This window comes from Ornithinibacillus proteolyticus, assembly GCF_039581225.1.
GTDB lineage: Bacteria > Bacillota > Bacilli > Bacillales > Amphibacillaceae > Ornithinibacillus > Ornithinibacillus massiliensis.
The window spans coordinates 1-21064 of sequence record NZ_JBCPXV010000018.1; the positions used below are offsets into that span (position 1 = coordinate 1).

Annotated in this window: 20 protein-coding genes; 15 read left to right on the forward strand and 5 right to left on the reverse strand. The window is 38.3% G+C overall.

The genetic code is table 11. The features are described from left to right. Nucleotides 1–212 precede the first annotated feature (212 nt). The 8 genes from AAIB49_RS10015 to AAIB49_RS10050 all read left to right on the forward strand — a co-directional run bounded on the left by AAIB49_RS10015 (nt 213) and on the right by AAIB49_RS10050 (nt 6106). On the forward strand, nt 213–1040 hold the full coding sequence (locus AAIB49_RS10015) for a hypothetical protein (RefSeq protein WP_343457988.1): 828 nt from the start codon (nt 213–215) through the stop codon (nt 1038–1040). Nucleotides 1041–1119: 79 nt separating this feature from the next. After that, on the forward strand, nt 1120–2121 hold the full coding sequence (gene mreB, locus AAIB49_RS10020) for a rod shape-determining protein (protein ID WP_339213193.1): 1002 nt from the start codon (nt 1120–1122) through the stop codon (nt 2119–2121). A 156-nt stretch (nt 2122–2277) separates the two neighbouring features. After that, on the forward strand, nt 2278–3081 hold the full coding sequence (locus tag AAIB49_RS10025) for a flagellar hook-basal body protein (protein WP_339213195.1): 804 nt from the start codon (nt 2278–2280) through the stop codon (nt 3079–3081). A 26-nt stretch (nt 3082–3107) separates the two neighbouring features. Then, a complete protein-coding gene (locus AAIB49_RS10030; protein WP_343457989.1) occupies nt 3108–3932 on the forward strand; it encodes a flagellar hook-basal body protein in 825 nt (274 codons plus the stop codon). A gap of 84 nt (nt 3933–4016) precedes the next feature. Next, on the forward strand, nt 4017–4493 hold the full coding sequence (locus tag AAIB49_RS10035) for a DNA-directed RNA polymerase subunit beta (protein WP_343457990.1): 477 nt from the start codon (nt 4017–4019) through the stop codon (nt 4491–4493). A gap of 113 nt (nt 4494–4606) precedes the next feature. Continuing rightward, nucleotides 4607–5125, forward strand: a complete 519-nt coding sequence (locus AAIB49_RS10040) for a P-loop nucleotide/nucleoside kinase family protein (RefSeq protein ID WP_343457991.1) — start codon at nt 4607–4609, stop codon at nt 5123–5125. A gap of 65 nt (nt 5126–5190) precedes the next feature. Beyond that, nucleotides 5191–5610, forward strand: a complete 420-nt coding sequence (gene fabZ / locus AAIB49_RS10045; RefSeq protein WP_343457992.1) for a 3-hydroxyacyl-ACP dehydratase FabZ — start codon at nt 5191–5193, stop codon at nt 5608–5610. Nucleotides 5611–5791: 181 nt separating this feature from the next. Further along, nucleotides 5792–6106 carry a hypothetical protein gene (locus AAIB49_RS10050; protein ID WP_343457993.1) on the forward strand — a complete coding sequence of 105 codons (315 nt, stop codon included), beginning with the start codon at nt 5792–5794 and terminating at the stop codon, nt 6104–6106. A 47-nt stretch (nt 6107–6153) separates the two neighbouring features. On the opposite strand, the gene AAIB49_RS10055 is transcribed toward AAIB49_RS10050, so the two are convergent. The 4 genes from AAIB49_RS10055 to AAIB49_RS10070 form a co-directional block, all read right to left on the reverse strand. Next, a complete protein-coding gene (locus AAIB49_RS10055; protein WP_186868361.1) occupies nt 6154–6342 on the reverse strand; it encodes a YjfB family protein in 189 nt (62 codons plus the stop codon). 895 nt (nt 6343–7237) lie between these two features. Continuing rightward, complete coding sequence (locus tag AAIB49_RS10060; RefSeq protein ID WP_343457994.1) at nt 7238–7690, reverse strand: threonine/serine exporter family protein; 453 nt, start codon at nt 7688–7690, stop codon at nt 7238–7240. A 131-nt stretch (nt 7691–7821) separates the two neighbouring features. Further along, on the reverse strand, nt 7822–8532 hold the full coding sequence (locus AAIB49_RS10065; RefSeq protein WP_445254547.1) for a threonine/serine exporter family protein: 711 nt from the start codon (nt 8530–8532) through the stop codon (nt 7822–7824). A 218-nt stretch (nt 8533–8750) separates the two neighbouring features. Continuing rightward, complete coding sequence (locus AAIB49_RS10070) at nt 8751–9164, reverse strand: hypothetical protein (protein ID WP_343457995.1); 414 nt, start codon at nt 9162–9164, stop codon at nt 8751–8753. 382 nt (nt 9165–9546) lie between these two features. Here AAIB49_RS10070 and AAIB49_RS10075 point away from each other — a divergent pair, with 382 nt between their 5' ends. The 3 genes from AAIB49_RS10075 to AAIB49_RS10085 all read left to right on the forward strand — a co-directional run bounded on the left by AAIB49_RS10075 (nt 9547) and on the right by AAIB49_RS10085 (nt 15027). Next, nucleotides 9547–12627, forward strand: a complete 3081-nt coding sequence (locus AAIB49_RS10075) for a S8 family serine peptidase (protein WP_343457996.1) — start codon at nt 9547–9549, stop codon at nt 12625–12627. Nucleotides 12628–12961: 334 nt separating this feature from the next. Beyond that, a complete protein-coding gene (locus AAIB49_RS10080) occupies nt 12962–13660 on the forward strand; it encodes a glycerophosphodiester phosphodiesterase (protein WP_343457997.1) in 699 nt (232 codons plus the stop codon). Between the two features lie 284 nt (nt 13661–13944). After that, a complete protein-coding gene (locus tag AAIB49_RS10085) occupies nt 13945–15027 on the forward strand; it encodes a glycosyltransferase family 4 protein (RefSeq protein WP_343457998.1) in 1083 nt (360 codons plus the stop codon). Between the two features lie 334 nt (nt 15028–15361). Here AAIB49_RS10085 and AAIB49_RS10090 read toward each other — a convergent pair whose 3' ends face one another. After that, complete coding sequence (locus AAIB49_RS10090) at nt 15362–16675, reverse strand: nucleotide sugar dehydrogenase (RefSeq protein WP_186868376.1); 1314 nt, start codon at nt 16673–16675, stop codon at nt 15362–15364. A 184-nt stretch (nt 16676–16859) separates the two neighbouring features. Here AAIB49_RS10090 and galU point away from each other — a divergent pair, with 184 nt between their 5' ends. The 4 genes from galU to AAIB49_RS10110 all read left to right on the forward strand — a co-directional run bounded on the left by galU (nt 16860) and on the right by AAIB49_RS10110 (nt 21052). Then, nucleotides 16860–17753: a UTP--glucose-1-phosphate uridylyltransferase GalU gene (gene galU, locus AAIB49_RS10095; protein WP_281413748.1), complete on the forward strand. Its 894-nt coding sequence runs from the start codon at nt 16860–16862 to the stop codon at nt 17751–17753. 183 nt (nt 17754–17936) lie between these two features. Then, nucleotides 17937–19118, forward strand: coding sequence for a glycosyltransferase (locus AAIB49_RS10100; protein ID WP_343457999.1), 1182 nt, complete (start codon nt 17937–17939; stop codon nt 19116–19118). A 4-nt stretch (nt 19119–19122) separates the two neighbouring features. After that, complete coding sequence (locus AAIB49_RS10105; RefSeq protein ID WP_211741147.1) at nt 19123–20250, forward strand: glycosyltransferase; 1128 nt, start codon at nt 19123–19125, stop codon at nt 20248–20250. Between the two features lie 4 nt (nt 20251–20254). Further along, a complete protein-coding gene (locus AAIB49_RS10110; protein WP_481857859.1) occupies nt 20255–21052 on the forward strand; it encodes a glycosyltransferase family 2 protein in 798 nt (265 codons plus the stop codon). Nucleotides 21053–21064: the final 12 nt, after the last annotated feature.

Consider the following 21064-nt stretch of genomic DNA (forward strand, 5'->3'; position numbering starts at 1 on the left):
TTTCTCTGGTTGATATTTACAATGAACATCATTCCCAAAGGGAATAATCATGGAGGAGCCGTATGCGATGACCCGCACGTACGGAACTGCGAGAGGCGCATGAGTGATTCATGCGCCTACTCTATTTCTAGGAAATTTGATACGGGGAAAATTAACCGCTTGTAGGGCTGGGATTTTAGATGAAATGAGTAAGGTATGATTCACGAAATAAAATGGGAGATAAACCTGAATCGAGTGAAGATGCCCCCGATAAACTGAAAGATGAGCCTGCTCCTGGGCTAGATAGTCCCAATAAACTGAGAGATGAACCCACTCCTAGCCCAGATGCTCCCACTAAGTCGAAAGATGAGCCCAACCCGAAGCTAGATAGTCCCACTAAGCCGAAAGATGAGCCCAACCCGAAGCTAGATAGTCCCAATAAACCAAAAGATGAGCCCAATCCCAGGCTAGATAGTCCCGATAAACCAAAAGATGAGCCCAACCCGAAGCTAGATAGTCCCAATAAGCCAAAAGATGAGCCCAACCCGAAGCCAGATGCTCCCAATAAAGGAGAAGATGAGCCCGCCCCCCGGCCAGATAGTCCCGATAAACCGAAAGATGAGCCCGTCCCCAGGCCAGATAGCCCCAAAAAACCAAAAGATAAGCCCGTCCCGAGTGAAGATGCTCCCAATAAAGGAAAAGATGAGCCCAACCCGAAGCCAGATGCTCCCAATAAAGGAGAAGATGAGCCCGCCCCCCGGCCAGATAGTCCCAATAAACCAAAAGATGAGCCCAATCCCAGGCTAGATAGTCCCACTAAGCCGAAAGATGAGCCCAACCCGAAGCCAGATGCTCCCAATAAAGGAGAAGATGAGCCCGCCCCCCGGCCAGATAGTCCCAATAAACCAAAAGATAAGCCCAGCCCCAGCCCAAATACTCCCAAAAAACTAAAAAATAAATCCACCCCGCCCCAAGACAGTCCAAATCCAGTCCTATACCCCGCCCCCAGTTCACCTAAACTAATTTTTACTACTTTTTTCCTAATTTGCAGTTTTATGTAGAAATTTGTGGTATTATATTATATAAGTAGCATTGTGTTTTCTAAACAAGTGCGGAAAGTTTCTTACGAGGAGGATTTTGATGTTTTCAAGGGATATTGGGATCGACCTTGGGACTGCCAATGTGTTGATACATGTTAAGGGAAAAGGAATTGTATTAAATGAACCATCGGTAGTTGCTATGGATCGAAATACAGGCAAAGTACTTGAGGTCGGAGAAGCAGCGAGACGTATGGTTGGACGGACACCAGGAAATATAGAAGCTATTCGCCCACTTAAGGATGGGGTTATTGCTGATTTTGATGTAACAGAAGCAATGTTAAAATATTTTATTAATAAAATCAATGTAAAAGGGTTTCTTTCAAAGCCTAGAATGCTTATTTGCTGCCCGACAAATATTACAAAGGTAGAGCAAAAAGCGATAAAAGAGGCAGCGGAGAAGTCCGGTGGTAAAAAAGTATACTTAGAAGAAGAGCCAAAGGTTGCGGCTATTGGTGCTGGGATGGAAATTTATCAGCCTAGTGGGAATATGGTCGTGGACATTGGTGGCGGTACGACAGATGTAGCCGTTCTTTCCATGGGTGATATTGTAACCTCAGAGTCGATTAAAATGGCTGGGGATAAATTTGATGTAGAAATACTTCAATACATAAAGCGTAAATACAAGCTTCTAATTGGTGAGCGTACAGCAGAAGATATTAAAATTAATATTGCAACAGTATTTAAAGATGCTCGCCAGGAAGAAATGGATATTCGTGGGCGTGATATGGTAAGTGGACTTCCACGTACGATCACGGTTCGTTCTAATGAAATTGAAGAGGCACTTCGCGAGTCAGTGTCGTTAATTGTACAGGGTGCGAAGTCTGTTCTTGAACGTACACCACCTGAATTATCTGCAGATATTATTGATCGAGGTGTTATCTTAACTGGTGGTGGTGCACTAATCCACGGTATAGATCAGTTATTAGCAGAAGAATTGAAGGTACCAGTGTTCCTAGCAGAAGAGCCGATGCACTGTGTGGCAAAAGGAACTGGAATTATGCTTGAAAATATTGATAAAGTAGAACGTAGAAGTATCGTTTAATTTTTTGGTAGATAGAGAAGTGTAAAAAGCTTTTCCGGCAGTATATTCGTTAAAAAAGAGCGAATGAGTTTTTCTACTAAAGAAGATATGAGCTCGTTGAAGTTTATGCGAGAGCGCATCACAGATTTCGTACGCATAAGGGGAGGCGTAATGGTAATGCTAAGAGGATTTTATACTGCTGCAAGTGGAATGATTTCGATGCAAAGACAACAGGAAGCTTTAGCGAATAATATTTCCAATGCTAATACTCCTGGTTACAAGGCAGATCAAGCGACGCTACGAGCATTTCCTGAGATGCTAATGTACCAAATGGGGCAAGAGACGCTCCCAACCAAGCAACCGAAAAACCTACCAGTTCAAAATCCGATTGGATCTTTAAACACAGGTGTTTATGTGCAGGAATATGTGCCAGATTTTGTTCAAGGTGCTTTAAGAGAGACTGGAGTTTCCACGGATCTTGCATTAATTGATGGTGTATTTCCTGATGAGACTGGAAGCATCTTTTTCACCGTGCAAAATGAAAATGGTGAGCCACGTTATACAAGAAACGGTAATTTTACGGTTGATGGACAAGGATTCCTAGTAACAACGGAAGGATATTATGTTCTGAATCAAGCCGGCAACCCGATTCAAACGAACGGGATGGAATTTACCGTGACACCTGATGGGCAGCTTCAAGTAGGTGGGCAACAAATCCAGCTTGGAATTGCATATACACCGGATGCCAATCAGTTAGCTAAGGAAGGAAATGGCCTTTATAATGGGGAAGCAGGACCAGTACCTGCTGGGGCTACGTTCTCTGTTCAACAAGGCTTTCTAGAACAGTCTAATGTTGATTCGGCACAAACGATGACGCAAATGATGGAAGCTTATCGCACGTTCGAAATGAATCAACGCGTATTAAAAGCATATGATGAAAGTTTAGGAAAAGCAGTAAGTGAGATTGGGCGAATTGGATAATTACCAGTGGAGAAGGAGGGAACGTCATGTCTAGGTCTATGATTCAAGCAGCAGTAACCATGAATCAACTCCAACAAAAGATAGATGTCATTGGGCATAACGTGGCAAATAGTCAGACGACTGGATATAAAGCAAGACAAGCTGAATTTTCTTCCTTGTTGTATCAACAAATTAATAATTTGAATGATCCAGCGAACGCTGAAGGCAGATTAACACCGGATGGAGTACGTGTCGGATCGGGTGCAAAGCTTGGTTCCATTAATATTGATTTATCTGTTGGTTCTCTTCAAGAGACTGGTCGTGCCTTAGATATTGCATTATTGCAGCCAAATCAATTATTCCAAGTTTCGGTAACGGAGAATAACGTAACAGAAACACGTTATACAAGAGACGGTTCATTTTATCTAAGTCCAATTGCGAATAACCAAGTCATGCTGACAACAAAAGATGGTGCCCCTGTACTAGGAACAACAGGTCAAATCATTTTTGAAAACGGATTTGATGATATTCAAATTGCAGATAATGGATTAATTACTGTAAAACGAGGAATGAATACGGAAGTCGTTGGGCAATTAGAAGTAGTCGAAGCGGTTAGACCAAGACTTTTAGAGGCAACTGGCAATAACAATTTCCGCTTACCAACAGATTTAGCGGCACTTGGATATAATCAGGCAGAAATTATTCAAGAGGTACCAGCACAGTTGAAAAGTGGTACTTTGGAAACATCGAATGTTAATATGGGTAAGGAATTAACAGATCTAATCACGGCACAACGTTCCTATCAATTTAATGCAAGAACAATTTCCATGGGCGATCAAATGATGGGATTAGTAAGTCAACTACGTTCGTAATCCAAATTGAGGATTGACGTGTGTATCCAGAATAACTTATATTTAGATAAATAATGATTTGTATGGAAATAGGTGAACCAAGTTATGACCACAACGAACCAAGTGGAGAAATCGAATGAAGAAAAATCTACTAGAAGCAGGCGTTTGGAAGTAACCGCAGAAGAAAAAAGTGGTGCAAAGAAAAATGGCACAGCGGAAAAAAAACAATCCAAACCACCGGTAAGTAAAGAGGAAAGTTCTTCTAGTAAAGAAGCTTCTACTGCAAAAGAGCAACGGAGGAAGAGGTCTGCTAATGCCGAAGCGGAGTTAGATGAAACGTTACAGCAGACTAGGAAACAACAAAAGAAAAAGCAAAAAGAAGAAAAACGTAAGAATAAAAAGCCAAGACTACGTATTTTTCCAATTTGGTTACGTCTTATTGTTGTTGCAGGCCTTAGTGTAGTTGCTTTTGCCGCAGGATTAATGATTGGTTATGGCATAATAGGTGATGGGGAACCTGGTGATGCATTAAAATGGGAAACTTGGCAGCATATAATTGATATTGTGAAAAAAGAAAACTAATGAATTGGACCTGTACTACGGATAAGTACAGGTTTTTTATATTTTTTAGAAGGAAAAATTAGCCAAAATGTAGAAATAAGGATACAAAACCTATTTCGAAATGAGGTGCGTGGATGTTTTTTCTTCAAATGTCAGGCTTTCCCGGTTCGGGAAAATCAACATTAGCTAGAGAGATTGCCTCCCAAACAGGTGCGGTATTAGTAAATCATCATCTGTCGAAAACAGCATTACTAGAAGAAATACCTGATATTGATACAAAGCAAGCTGGAAAAGCTTCCTATAAAATGGATTGGGCAATGATTGAGACGAACCTTTCTATCGGCAACAGTGCCATTTTAGACAGTCCTTGTCTATATCAACCGATCATTGAAAAGGGAGAACAACTTGCGGAGCAATATAATGTAAAATACAAATATGTGGAATGTTATCTGGATGATTTTCAAGAAATCAATCACCGTCTTAAACAACGGGAAAGCTTACCTAGTCAGATAAAGGAAGTCAGCTCAGAGGTTATTTTTCAAAGCAGACTCCGCAATAGTAAAAAACCAATGAATCATCCCATATTAGTTATTGATACGAAAAATAGATTGGATACGTATATACAAAAGGTGATGGATTATATAAAAGCATAAATTACTAATACCTACTACTATTATCTGGTATAATAGAAGAAACATACAAAAAGGAGCGTTTTAACTTGGATATTAATGAAATTAAAAATACTATTCCACATCGCTATCCTTTCCTACTAGTAGATAAAGTTCTTGAAGTGGAAGAAGGAAAGCGTGTTGTCGGTTTAAAAAATGTAACAGTAAATGAACCATTTTTCCAAGGGCATTTTCCAGATTATCCAGTAATGCCAGGGGTATTAATTGTCGAAGCTTTAGCCCAGGCGGGTGCTATCGCTATTCTAGGGAAAGAAGAAAATCGCGGAAAGCTCGGATTTCTTGCCGGTATTGATAAATGTCGCTTTAAACGACAAGTGAAACCAGGCGATCAGCTCAAACTAGAGGTGGAAATCGTTCGTGTGAAAGGTCCAATCGGAAAAGGTAAAGGAATCGCAACAGTTGATGGCGAATTAGCTTGTGAAGCGGAAATCACCTTTGCGATTAAATAAAATTAAGAATGCTGCCTTTATGGTAGCATTTTTTATTTTCTCCAGGACTTCGGAACTAAACAGATAATAAAATATTCCTTCATCCTATAAATACATTAAATTTCCGTAAAAAAATCCGTATCAGATTTGGTATAAAGGGGTAAGCTAATTCCGAAAGTTATTACTACAAGGAGGAAATGTCATGAACAAAAAATGGCTAATTAAACTAGGGGCACCTGTTTTGGCATTATCGCTTATGGCGGCATGTGGCAATGATGATACAGAAGATCCAATCGAAGATCCCATTGAAGATGAAGCGCCGCTAAATCAGGAAGATGATAATGGCCTTAACAATGGTTTAGAGAACGATGGTATGGATGATGGCCTAAACGATGGTACTGGCACAGATAATGGAAATGATAATGGTACTGGTACTGGAGAAGATGGGCAAGATAATAATGATGACAATTTATTAGAAGATGAGAATAACAGAAGAGACGACGATAACAATCAATAATGATGAAATAATCCCCTCTGCACAGTAGCTAAGGGGATTTTTCATGATTATAACCGAATATCCACACTTTTACCAAGTGTTGGATGTGGAGCTTGTTGAACAGATTGACTTAGCATCTCCGTCAATTGTGCTCCCTGCTGCTGCATGAGATCTTTAACATTGGCTATCATGGCTAGACTAGCATCTGAACGAACTTGACTATTTGCCATCACCACAGACATAGCTGCAATATCCATCTTGAAAAACCTCCTCACCCGATACATCAATTGTAACATACATAACTTTATAAGAAACCATCGATTCATTAGGGAGGATAGAGAGTGGGGAGAGGGAGTATTATCTGTGAGTTCGAGCGCATGATAGAGAGAAGCGGGCTCATCTAAACTAGAAAAGAGCACAAGGTCCTCGAGAAAGGGACTATCTCCCGGGATTTCGGGCGCATGAAAGAGAGAAATGGGCTCATCTAAACTAGAAACGGTCACAAGGTTCTCGAGAAAGGGACTATCTCCCGGGAGTTCGGATACATGAAAGAGAGACCCGGGCACATGAAAACAAGAAACGGTTACAAGGTTCTCGAGAAAGGGAGTATCTCCCGGGGCTACGGGCGCATGAAAGAGAAAAGAGGGCGCATCTAAACAAGAAACGGTCACAAGGTTCAGGAGAAAGGGACTATCTCCCGGGATTTCGGGCGCATGAAAGAGAAAAGAGGGCGCATCTAAACAAGAAACGGTCACAAGGTTCAGGAGAAAGGGAGCATCAGCCACGAGAACGGGCACATGAAAGAGAGAAAAGGGCGCATCTGAACTAGAAAAGGTCACAAGGTCCTCGAGAAAGGGAGCATCAGCCACGAGAACGGGCACATGAAAGAGAGAAAAGGGCGCATCTAAACAAGAAAAGGTCACAAGGTTTCGAGAAAGGGAGCATCAGCCACGAGAACGGGCACATGAAAGAGAGAAAAGGGCGCATCTGAACTAGAAAAGGTCACAAGGTCCTCGAGAAAGGGAGCATCAGCCACGAGAACGGGCGGATGAAAGAGATAATCGGTCGCATCTAAATCAGAAACGGTCACAAGCCCCCCAACACAGGTAGCATCTCCCCACCCCCCAGGTCCATCTAATCAAACAAATAAGCTTACAGTTGTGTTCTTCTTCTTTTACCAGATGTTTTCCACATAATTTGATTCAATACCTCTGAGAACATAAGTCCCATGGCTATGCCGCCTGCAAGTAGCATGACCTTTGTGGAATATTGAAATGCATTATAGTAATCGTTTTGGACAAAGCTACGCATGGCGTTATATGCCATTCCACCTGGAACGAGTGGAATAATGCCAGAAACGTTAAATATTATAATTGGTGTTTTGTACATTTTGGCAAATATTCGGCTAATGACAGCGACTAGCATGGCACCAAGAATTGTTGCTGCAACTGGATCCATCCCATAGTCAACTAATAGATAATAGACGATCCATCCGGCCATTCCATTAAGTCCACATTGTATTAATACTTTCTTTGGTGCATTAAATAAAATGCCGAAACCTAGCGATGCTACAAAGCTTGTCGCTAGCTGGGCAAGAATTCCCATATCATAACCTCCGATACCCTTTGAGACATGAATTCTATTCTAAACCAATCCCCACTGAAACTGCAATCGTATATTCTAAAATAGGTTTAAACACTGACTAGAGAATTGTCCTCCCATAAAACCCTAAGATGCTAAATAAATGCTAATACAACAGCGATTCCGGCACCAATGGCAAAGGCGGTTAGTAGTGCTTCCACACCTTTTGATAAACCAGCAACCAGATGCCCTGCTAACAAATCACGCACTGCATTGGTAATATGTAATCCAGGAACGAGCGGCATCACGGCACCAATAATGATTTTATCAAGCTCTACACCGATTCCAGTTTGAATGAAAAGGGCAGCTAGTAGTCCGATCATAAAGGAAGCAATAAATTCAGAGATAAAGCGAATTTCTACTAGTTTATCAAACCAAAGAAATCCAATAAAACCGATTCCCCCCGCAACGAATGAAGGGATAAAGTCTGCCCACAGACCTCCGAACATGATGGTAAAGCTGCCACTTGCAAGGGCAGCAATGAGCACCATGATTGGATTGGAATACAAGGGTTTTTGCCCCTCTAGCTGTTTTAGTTCTTTTAATGCTGCTTGTAAATTTAATTCACCGGAAGCGATTCTTCTTGAGACACTATTCACTTCCGCAATTTTATTTAAATCCGTTGTTCGCTTTTCTATCCGCATCATATTGGCAGGCTTTGCTATATCGATGGAAAAATTAATCGCAGTTGGCGTTGCATAACTCTGTGAATTATCTAGACCAAATGCCCGTGCAATCCGATTCATCGTATCCTCCACACGATACGTCTCCGCACTACTTTCCAACATAATTTTTCCGGCAAGCATACAAACTTCGGTGATTCTCTCCTGCTTATTCAAAAATAATCATCTCCGTACAAAATTCTCTCCTTATTATAGTAGGGATTCGGTTGGGATGGAAGGGATATTTCAATAAAATTGTTTGGTAATAGTCGGGATTTGAAAGTATGACGGTCCCTTGGAGAATGGTTACCGTTCTCACCACTAACATCAAAAGAAAAAACCTTCCGAACTAAGGAAGGCTTTCAGGCTTGCGGTAAGATTAAAAACAAACCAACTAACGCTATTAATGGAATGGCATTTGCCAGGGCGATTCCGATTAGGGAGAACGTCATGACAGTTTGCTTCGCATTTTCTGGAACGCCCACGAAGCGTTGAAGGAAAATGAATAATGGTGAAAATACTAGAGCGAAAATAACGATGATTCCAGGAATATATAGTTCTTCTATAGAGGCAGCAGGCGTCAAGTCCATCAAGCCAAAGATGACCAAAATCATGGGGATAACTTCTGCAATAGCGACACCGATGAAGAACTTCGTATGGATGGCTGCAGTATTTTCAGGGTTTTCTTTGAGTTTTTCGATGTTAATTTTAAAGACTAATAGAATAGAAACACATGCAAGGATTGCTGCAATCGCGATCAGGTAAGCACTACTCATTTTAAATCACCTTCATTTCAGAATCTTTTTTCTTTGTATCATGGGTATCATAGCATAGGTTTTACTAGTGCTCAACCGAAAGTTAAAGCCAATCCGGTATTTAAGAATAAAACTATTGTCGAATTAGAATTCTTTGATGAATATTACTTAGTATAGATCGCACATTTTCTAGATTATTTAGCCTATTTTTGATCGCGCTTAATTGTAAAAACATGCAGAATATTGTAGATTCATCTAAATATACAGTTATATTTAACTAAGACTTTAGTAACTTGTCCAAGTTTTTGGAATTCTCTATTATTAGAGGTACTAAGTTTTTAGGCTACTAGATTTAGTAGGGGGGCTAAAGACTTAAGTCAAAACTTTTTAGAGGAGGAAGAAAATGCTTAAGAGAATTTCGGTATTATCTTTAATATTTCTTTTAGCGTTTAGTACGGTTACCTTTGCAGCACCGGGTGACATTGTCGTTGATCGTAACCTTGAAAAGAGTGATCTTTCCAAGGAATTAGCAGAAACAATCGATCCTAACGAAATCGTTCGTGTCACGGTTGAAATAGACGGTGAGGCACCGATTGAAAAAGCTACAAAACAAGGAAAAAAGTTTGGTGACTTAAGTGTAGCTGAGAAGAAGAAACTTCTAAATGAAGCGAAAGAAAAGAAAAATAAAGCCAAAAAGGCAATGAAGGATAAGAAAATCAATGCAAAGGTCCTTCATGAATTTGATACTGTGGTGAATGGCTTTAGTGCTGAAGTGAAATACAGTGACATGGAGGAATTAGAAAAACTTCCTAATGTAAAAAGTGTTGTCATTTCAACTAAGTATGAGCGACCAATTGATGAACCGAATATGGCCAATAGTAAGGAATTAGTACAAGCACAGCAAGCTTGGCGTGACTATGGTTTTAAAGGAGAGGGTATGGTTATCGGGGTAATTGACTCTGGTGTTGATCATACTCACCAAGATATGGTGCTTTCAGAAGGTGTTTCTGTAGCCTTATCTGAAGAAGATGTAAATCAAAAGATACAATCAGAAGGTTTACCTGGTCAATATTACACAGAAAAGGTTCCTTATGGATACAACTATATGGATCAAAACCATAATTACACAGATAATTATCCTGGTGCATCCTCACATGGTATGCATGTAGCTGGTACTGTTGGTGCAAATGGTGAGGCTAATGGCGGGATTGACGGAATTGCTCCAGATGCACAAATTTTAAACTTTAAAGTATTTGGGAACGACCCAGGTATGCAATATACGTATGGAGATATTTACATAGCGGCCATTGATGATGGGATTAAATTAGGCGCAGATGTATTAAATATGAGCTTAGGATCAGCATCTGGCTTTGTAGATAGTCAAAATCCAGAGCAATTAGCTGTTACCCGAGCAGTGGAAAATGGTATTGTCATGTCTATTTCTGCTGGAAACTCTGCATTGTTTGCTGATGGGTTCTTCTATCCATACGCATCTAATCCAGATTATGGGGTTAGTGGTTCTCCAGGCTTAGCATATGATTCATTGCAGGTTGCATCGTTTGAAAATAGTTTCATGACAATTGATGCATTACAATTTGCAATTGAAGGTGGAGAAAGTGGCGTTGCGGCATATATGTCTTCTAGCCAAACAGATCCAGAAGTAGGCAATACGTATGAACTGGTAGAAGCAGGTCTTGGTCACCCAGAAGATTATGAAGGGAAAGATCTGGAAGGGAAATATGCGCTCGTTCAGCGTGGAGAGATAGACTTTGTAACGAAAGCATTAAATGCACAAGAAGCAGGAGCATCAGGTGTTATTGTATATAATAATACAGATGGCATGGTCAGTATGGCAACAGATCCTCAAATAGTGATTCCACAGGTATTCTTATCGAAGGCAGATGGTGACAAACTAAGAGAAGCACTATTAAATGGACAAGCTGTAAGTGTTACCTTTACTGGGGAACAGACATCTGTACCAAATGCAGAAGCGGGACAAATGAGTGAATTCTCATCTTGGGGATTAACGCCGAACCTGGATTTCAAACCAGAAATTACAGCACCAGGTGGACAAATTTACTCTACATTAAATAATGGTGAATATGGTGTGAAATCAGGTACATCTATGGCAGCTCCACATGTCTCTGGTGGTAGTGCTTTAGTATTGGAACGTGTAGATAATGAATTTGGATTTGAGGGTAGAAATAGAGTTGAACTAGCAAAGAACATTTTAATGAATACATCTACTCCTGTAGAGTTTGATGGGGCATTCGTATCGCCGCGTCGTCAAGGTGCCGGCTTAATGCAACTTCACTCAGCACTTTCAACTCCTGTAGTAGTGACAAATGCTGAAACAGGTGAAGCAAAAGTTGCATTGAAAGAAATTGCTGATAACCAAGTTACATTTGAATTAACTGCAGAAAACTATTCGGATGAAGCTGTAAGCTATGAGGTACGTGCAAATGCACAAACGGATACACCAGTAAGTGCTTCTGGATTTATGGTTACAGCACCGAATTTATTGGGTGCCCTTGATTTAGGTGCAGTTACAACGGTTAATGGGAAAGCAAGTAGTACAGTGGAGGTCCCAGCGAATGGTACAACCACCTTTGAAGTTACGATTGATGTTAGCGAGTGGGATGAAGATTTACAAACCATCTTTACTAGTGGTTATTGGTTAGAAGGATTTGTTACGTTAACAGATCCAACTGATACTAATCCAGAACTAACGGTACCTTATGTAGGATTCAAAGGTGCGTGGGATGAAGCACCAATCTTTGATGCTCCATTATGGGATCCAATGTCATATTATGAAATGACTGGAGTAGTAACAACAGTTAATCAAGGATCATATGACTACTTAGGTCAAGACGCTACTAATCTAGCATTTTCACCAAATGGTAATGGTGTACGAGATGATGTAGGTCTAATCCTATCATTCTTAAGAAATGCGAAGGAAGTTAGCTTCAATGTTCTAGATAAGGATGGTAATCTTGTAGAAACAATTTACACCGAATCGAATATACGTAAAGATTACTATGATTCTGGTCGAGCATCCTATTATAAGGTTTCTTCTGATTGGATGTGGGATGGAACGATTGATGGAAACGTAGCACCAGATGGTCAATACTACTTACAAGCAGTTGGAGTTATTGACTATGAAGGAGCTAGAGAACAATCTATTGAAATTCCAGTATTATTAGACACACAGGCACCAACCGTAACATCTGATATCCGACGCGGTAAGCGTGAAGCGCTAATCATGGTAGAAGATGGACAAGGAAGTGGAGTCAGTGAGTTTGAAATCAAGGTAAATGGAGAACCTATTGAAATTCTTGAAGGGGAAACACAACAACTCATTACAGATCTTCATCCAAGCTCAGTAGTAGAAGTAACGGTTACTGATAATGCGGGTAACACTACTTATGAAAGAGTGATGGGACCACAAGGGAAGGCAAAAGGTAAAGTGAAGGTCTTACAATAAACGTACAAAAAAACATACTGAGACTAGTGGGTAAGGTCATCGACGGTTGACTTTGCCCACTATTTTTCTTTTTTAGTTTTATGCGCTAACTTTCATGTTCAGTTTATCCTATGTTAGAAATAGTTTTGCCCCAGCCTATTCTTCAAACGGGAACCTTCCGAAATGTAGCGCAAACTATCATTAATTTCATTACTCTTCATTTAATCTGTACCAGTCTGTTTAATTCCAAATTTTACTTCAATTTACACACTCTTCACAAACTCTCCATATACACTTAATAGTCTATTTCTATACTTGTAGTAACAAGGAAATCGTAGACTGAGGGGGAAGTTTAATGACGATTCGAGGTATTGCTCACCGAGGTTATCCTGTGAACTACCCAGAAAATACACTATCGTCTTTTCAAGCCGCGATTGATTTAGGATTTTCTCATATGGAATTAGATGTTCATATGAGTAAGGATGGTATTCCTGTTGTCATGCATGATCATACGATTGACAGGATGACGAACGGAACTGGAGAGATTCGTGACTATACACTAGAGGAATTAAAGCAATTTACGATTCATTCTGAAGAAAAGATCCCGACTTTAGAAGAAGTGTTGACGATAGCTAAAGATCGGATTATCGTTTCAATCGAATTAAAGAAGCCAAAACTATATCCCGGTATTGAACAGGAAATATATGACATAATCACGAAATTCGAGATGGAAGATCAAGTGTATGTTATCTCCTTTAATCATGATTCCTTATTAAAGCTACGTGCGATATCAGATGAAATACAATTAGGCCCTTTAGTAAATAAAGTTCGTCCATCCCATTTTAGACTCATTAAGAAGATGAATGCTCGGTACTTTGCTGTGAATTGTAAGGCGATTAAAGAAAAGCACATCAAAAAGTGCGAAAGCATGGAAGTTCAATTAGTGGTTTGGACGGTTAATACTATAGAACAAATGAAGAGCTTTAAAGCGTACCCATCAATTTTAATTACAACAGATGAATTGGAAAGGTATAAGGCCTTATCTTTAGGGTAGAAGGGGAAGGTGTTTTAGAAAATGAAACGTAAATCTTATTTGAAAAAGTTAGTTTACTTCATGTTTTTTCCGGTTTTGATTTTGCTAATACGGAAGAGTTTTCGGAGAGAACAGTATGTCAGAATTTGAAAGGAGCCTCCCTAGGATTATTCCATCGGGAGGTTCCTTATGTTGTCTTTATCATAGTGTAAATAGAAAATCTCCAGCGAGAATTAATTTGCCAGCGTATCGTTACTTCGATATAATTCTACATAGTAAATGATGAAATGTAATGGGAGAATACTATGTTCAATTATATAGATTTAGCAATTGCCTTTATCATAGCTTTGCTATCCACCTTCTTATTAACTTTTGTAGTGAATAAGTTTGCGGTAAAAATTGGTGCGGTGGATTTACCGAATGATAGGAAAATCCATAAAAAGATAACTCCGAGACTGGGAGGCTTAGCGATATTTTTTGGGGCTTTCTTTGGGGCTTTATATCTACAGCCACAGGATCAACATTTAATTGCAATATTATGTGGTGCAATTGTCATTGTTATTACTGGTGCATTGGATGATCGCTTTACCCTTCGTCCAATACCTAAGTTAACTGGTCAATTGATAGCTACTTCGTTCTTAGTATCTAGTGGTTTAATAATAGACAAAGTTACGCTTCCGTTTATAGGACAAGTCGAATTAGGCTTTATGAGTGTATTAGTAACCGTTCTTTGGGTAGTAGGAATAACGAATGCCATTAACTTAATTGATGGTCTGGATGGATTAGCTACTGGTGTTACGACTATCGCGCTAATAAGTTTATTTGTTATGGGAATTATTGATGGACGTCTAATTGTAGTCTATTTGTGTGTTGCTTTAATAGGTGCAAACCTTGGATTTTTATATCATAATTTCTATCCGGCTAAGATTTATATGGGCGATACAGGGTCTAATTTACTAGGATACATGATTGCGGTTATTTCAATTCTTGGGCTGTTTAAGAACATTGCCTTATTTAGCTTTATTATACCGATTATTGTATTAGCTGTACCAATATTCGATACATTATTTGCTATTGTAAGAAGAATGTTAAACAAGCAAAGTATTTTGAAGGCTGATAATAAACACATTCATTATCAATTGCTTGCAGCTGGTTATAGTCATCGTAAAACAGTACTAATCCTATATGGAATTAGTGCTATCTTCGGTACATTGGCCGTAATTTTTAATGAAGTTTCTGTAACAATGAATCTCTTTATCATATTGATTCTGCTATTTTTACTACATATTTTAGCGGAATTGGCTGGACTTGTTTTTGGTGGGAAGCGGCCTATTCTAGATGCAATTGTTAAATTGTTTAAAAGAAAGCAGCCAAACCAGGAGCGATAATTTATATATAATTATACAATAGAAAGTGGAGCATTTTACTGTATGAGTTACTTTTGAGAAGAAAAATGTAAACTAGGTCTCGCTACAGTGAGAGCGTGATTATGTGGTAAAAGAAATAGTCCCCTTGGGTTAGTGTAAATAAATGCTAACACAAGGGGTTTTTTATGCCAAAATAGGATTGCGTTGTTACCTAATGTGACTAGTACTGTTTACCTATAGTTAAAAGGAATCGATAAAAGCAAATATGACTGGAATGATTCAGTTTAATTACTGTTCAAACCAGTCATGATGCTACTTATAATTAATATGGCATGGGAAGGAAAAAATTACTTTTTTATAAGCTCCAATATTGATAGCCTCTTGCTTGCCAATCTTTTCGATCTAACACACTTTTTATATCTACTAATACCTTTTTATCATTTCGGTATAACTTCTCTAGATTATCTAGATTGTAAATTTCTTGATATATTTTATGTGGAACTGCTAATACAACACAATCTAAATTATTGAGCTCATCTTCATTTACCAGTTTAATATTATATTCTTCGTAAACGTCATTAGCCTCTGCGATTGGGTCATGTACAAGCACATTTACACCATATTCTTTTAATTCTTCAATGATATCAATAACCTTAGTATTACGGACATCACCAACATTTTCCTTGAAGGTTAATCCTAATATAGCTACTCTTGCACCATCAATATCTTGTTTTGCTTTTATCATTTGTTTGATAACATTACTAGCAACATATTTCCCCATATCATCGTTGATTTTTCTCCCTGACAGGATTATTTGGGAATGATACCCGAGTTGCTCCGCCTTATAGGTGAAATAATATGGGTCAACTCCGATACAGTGTCCACCAACTAATCCAGGAGTGAATTTAAGGAAGTTCCACTTTGTTCCTGCCGCCTCTAATACAGCTTTAGTATTAATACCCATTTTATTGAAGACCATAGATAACTCATTCATAAAAGCAATGTTAATATCTCGTTGAGAGTTTTCTATTACTTTTGCTGCTTCTGCAACTTTAATTGATTCCGCTTCATGAACACCTGCTTCAATAATGGAGCTGTATACATTAGAAATTTCTTGAAGCGCCTCATCATCAGATCCGGAAACGATCTTAATAATTTTAGTCAATGTATTGACTTTGTCTCCGGGATTAATTCTTTCAGGGGAATACCCAACTTTAAAATCAGTTCCATATTTTAGTCCAGATACTTCCTCTAAAATCGGAATGCAAATCTCTTCAGTCGTACCAGGATATACCGTAGATTCATAAACAACAATAGAACCTTTTGTAAGATTCCTTCCAACCGTTTCACTGGCACCGATAACTGGATCCAAATTTGGTGTTTTATCAATGTTTATCGGAGTTGGAACTGCGACGATATGAAATTTACAATGCTTTAACTCCTCTTCTTCACTTGTGAATTTCATAGTGGTGTTTTGGAGTGCTTCATTTCCCACTTCATCTGTAACATCTATGCCACTTAAGTATTTATCAAGCTTTGCTCGATTAACATCAAATCCAACGACATCATATTTTTTGGCAAATTCAACTGCGAGTGGAAGTCCTACGTAACCTAATCCTATTACAGAGATTTTTTCTTCTTTTGTTATTATTTTTTCATATAAACTCATTATTTAGCCTACCTTTTTTAGTTTATATAGTAATTCAACTTTATCTTGACCTGTCTAGCAATTAATATTATACATTGTTTATTAGCTGAATGCATTTCTTTATACCTTAATAAAATTGGACGTGTAAAAAGCTTATGATAAACTTATACATATCCATTGTAACATTAGTAGAGGAGATATGATGATGAAGGTTAAAAAGGCGATTATTCCTGCAGCAGGTTTAGGCACGCGTTTTCTACCTGCTACAAAAGCACAACCAAAGGAAATGCTCCCCATTGTAGATAAACCAACGATACAATATATAGTCGAAGAGGCAGTAGCTTCTGGTATAGAAGATATTATCATTATCTCTGGTAGAGGAAAAAGAGCAATAGAAGATCATTTTGATATTTCCTATGAATTAGAAGAAAAACTTGCAAGTAAAGGGGATGAAGAGACCTTAAAAATGGTACGTGATATCTCCAACCTAGCAAACATTCATTATATCCGGCAAAAGGAACCGAAAGGATTAGGACATGCAATTGCTTGTGCTCATACTTTTGTAGGAGATGAGCCCTTTGCGGTATTACTCGGAGATGATATTGTTGAATCGAGTGAACCGGCATTAAAGCAATTAATAAACATCTATAACGAATATCAACTTTCTGTAGTAGGAGTACATGATATTCCAATGCAGGAAGTATCGAAGTATGGCGTTATTAAACCATTACAAGATGTAAGCTATAGTTCAAAGGTTACAGCAATTGAGTCCTTGATTGAGAAACCTAGTATAGAAGAAGCGCCATCTAATTTAGCCATTATGGGTCGGTACGTACTTTCCCCGGCAATATTTCCTATATTAGAGAGTCTTAATCCTGGTAAAAATAATGAAATCCAGTTAACAGATGCACTTGTAAAGTTAAATGAAGTAGAGCAAGTCTTAGCTTATAACTTCGATGGTAGGCGGTTTGATGTTGGAGATAAATTAGGCTTTGTTCAAGCAACCATTGAATTTGCGTTAAATCGACCTGAATTACGTGAGGATGTTAAGCAATTTATGAAAAAGAAGCTTCAATCATTAGAAGATAAGAAGTTATGAGGAATTTGGCTTCCAAATTCCTTTTTTTAGCAGGAAGGCTTAAAAATCTTCCCCAACAGAATAAGAGAAACTACGATATTTTCTAAAAGGCAAGCGAATCCGAGTTTTTCTAAAGGTTATATTTGGCTAGTCCGGAACTATAATTTATAAATTTTTCATGCTATGGTATAATTCCATGAGTATTTGTTATTAAATAAGCCAAATGATGAAGAAAGGCTGTTAACATTGAAGAAGAAGGTTCTTTTTTTCATTTATCAAATGGGAGCCGGTGGTGCAGCGAGAACGATGCTGAATATCGTTAACCATTTGGATCGAAATAGGTTTACTCCTGTTCTAGTTACATTAAATTATGAAGGTAGCTATGAAAAATATTTAAATGAAGATGTAAAGTTCATTAAATTACATACAAGACGACTTCGTTCGGCAATTATTCCATTGTCTAAGATTATACGAAAAGAAAAAGTCGACCTTGTATTCAGTACGATACCGAATTATAATATTGTAGCAATTTTAGCGAGACTATTATCTTTCACAAAAGCAAAGAATATCGTTAGGGAAGCTGCTTTTTTAGGTGGTTCTCGGTCTGCCAATTTGAAGTTAAGATTCGTTGGACTTCTTTATAAGTTTTCTAGTCGTGTAATCTCACTTTCAAATGGCGTAAAAGAGAATATTATAAAACGGTATAGGGTACCGTCAGAAAAAATAACGGTAATTTATAATCCTGTGGATTTAAAGGTTATTCAACAAAATATTGAGGGTGGACAGATAGAGGAAGAACATCGACATATCTTCAATGGAACAGGAAACGTTATCATTACTGCTGGTAGACTTGTCCCTGATAAGGACCATAAAACACTTCTGAAAGCCTTCTCTATGATACAACAGCAACTAGAGGCAAAACTAGTTATACTAGGAGAAGGAGAACTAGAAGCGCAGTTAAAAAAACAAGCTAAAGAATTAAATATTGAGGATAAGGTGTTCTTTTTAGGGTTTATGACGAATCCGTATATTTATTTTACTCATGCTGACCTATTTGTTCTATCATCATTAAGAGAAGGATTTGGACATGTATTAGCAGAAGCGTTGGCCGCGGGTGTACCGATTGTTTCGACAAAATGTAAACCGGGTGCAGTCGAGGTGCTAGAGGAAGGTAAATACGGTAAATTATGTGAAATCGGTAACCCGAAGGATATGTCAGAAAAAATATATCAAGTTTTAACCTTACAGGATCATGAAAAAGATTACTTGGTTCAAAGAGGCTTAAGTAGAGCTCTTCAGTTTGATGCCCAAGAAATTGTCAAACAGTATGAGGATGTTTTTGTTGATTGCCTGGAAGTAAAACAGAGGTTAGCAAGCAGGAGCTGATGAAATGAATACTCCAAAACGAGTAGTACACCTAACAACGGTGCATCATCCCTATGATCCTAGAATTTTTCATAAGGAATGTATGTCATTATCGCATGCGGGATTTGATGTAACGTTAATTGCACAAGAGGCAGAACAGCCCACTACTAACAAGGGAATAAAGCATATTCCACTAAAGAAATATTCCAATCGGTTAAAACGAATGATTTTTGGTACGTGGGATGCTTATAAAAAATCAAAACAACTAAGTGCAGACGTTTATCATTTTCACGATCCTGAGTTGTTATTAGTAGCATGGCTCTTAAAGAAAAAAAATAATATTGTGATTTATGACATTCATGAAGATTATGTTACCAGTATTATGCAAAAAGATTATATGAGTAAGCCTGTCAGAAAAATAATAGCAAAAACGTATAAGCTAATAGAGGCATTCTTTAGTAGGAAATTCGAACTTTGCTTAGCAGAAAAGTATTATAAAGACCTCTATCCAAGGGGAAAATGTATATTAAACTATCCGACCGTTAATGAGAAAATTGTGAAACATGATCGGAATGATGAAAAACCAGTGAATAAGGTGCTTTACACTGGTAATGTTACACATGTAAGAGGTGCCTTAATTCACGCTAAACTACCGTTAATAGATGAAACAATTTCGGTCCAATTTGTTGGGAAGTGTTCCCGTAGTATAGCTGATGAAATGTATCAGATAGCCAAGGATAAAAAGAATAATTTACTTATAGAGGGTTTAGATCAATTTGTGCAGAAAGAAACGATTGAAGCATACTACATGAATGAAAATTGGTTGGCGGGAGTAGCCTTATTTCCACCTACAGAGCACTATATGAAAAAGGAACTGACGAAGTTTTTTGAGTATATGAGTGCTGGAATTCCGATACTATGCTCGAACTTTCCAGTATGGAAGAAATTTGTCGAGACGTATCAGTGCGGCATTGCCGTTGATCCCTATGATGAAAAAGAAATCGAAAATGCACTCCATTATTTAAAGTCAAACCCGGATAAGGTAAGAGAGATGGGGGAGAATGGGAAGAAGGCAGTGCTTCGTAGTTTAAATTGGAAAGTGGAAGAGGAAAAGCTTGTTTCATGGTACAATGATTTATTAGCGAATAAATAGCTTAATGTTTGAGAAAAGAGGGGAGAAATTGTTAGCAAATGACCCTTTGATTTCTGTTATTACACCAGCGTATAATGCAGAAAGATTTATTGGAGAAACGATTGAATCTGTCCTATGCCAGACTTATTCTAACTGGGAAATGATCATTGTGGACGACTGTTCAACAGATAGGACAGTGGCATATATACAAGAATATGCAAAGAAGGATTCAAGGATAAAGTTAATACAACTAAAAACTAATAGTGGTTCAGCAATTGCGAGGAATACAGCAATGGAGAATGCTAGTGGTCGATATATTGCCTTTTTAGATAGTGACGATCTTTGGTATCCAGAGAAGCTTGAAAGACAACTTCGGTTTATGCAAGAAAAAGATATAGCCTTTTCCTTTACGAAGTATATTCGGATGGAAGAAGACGGAACATTAAAAGATGCTATCTCAAGGGCACCAGAATCAGTTGGATATGAGGATTTATTAAAGCATTGTGTTATTGGTTGTTTAACTGTCATGATAGATCGAGAAAAAACCGGGTATCATGAAATGATTAATATTCGTACGAGGCAAGATTATGCCTATTGGTTAACCCTGACAAAGATGGGGTTTAGGGCATATGGACTGCCAGAGGTACTTGCAAAGTATAGAAACGTAGGAAATTCTATTTCTAGTAATAAAGTAAAAGCCGCTAAGCGCCAATGGTATGTTTATCGAAATATAGAAAAACAGCCACTGATAAAGAGTATTTGGTATTTTATGCACTACGCCAGTATCGGAATTCGTAACTTAATTAAGTTTAAAATTTCATAAAACATGTGTATT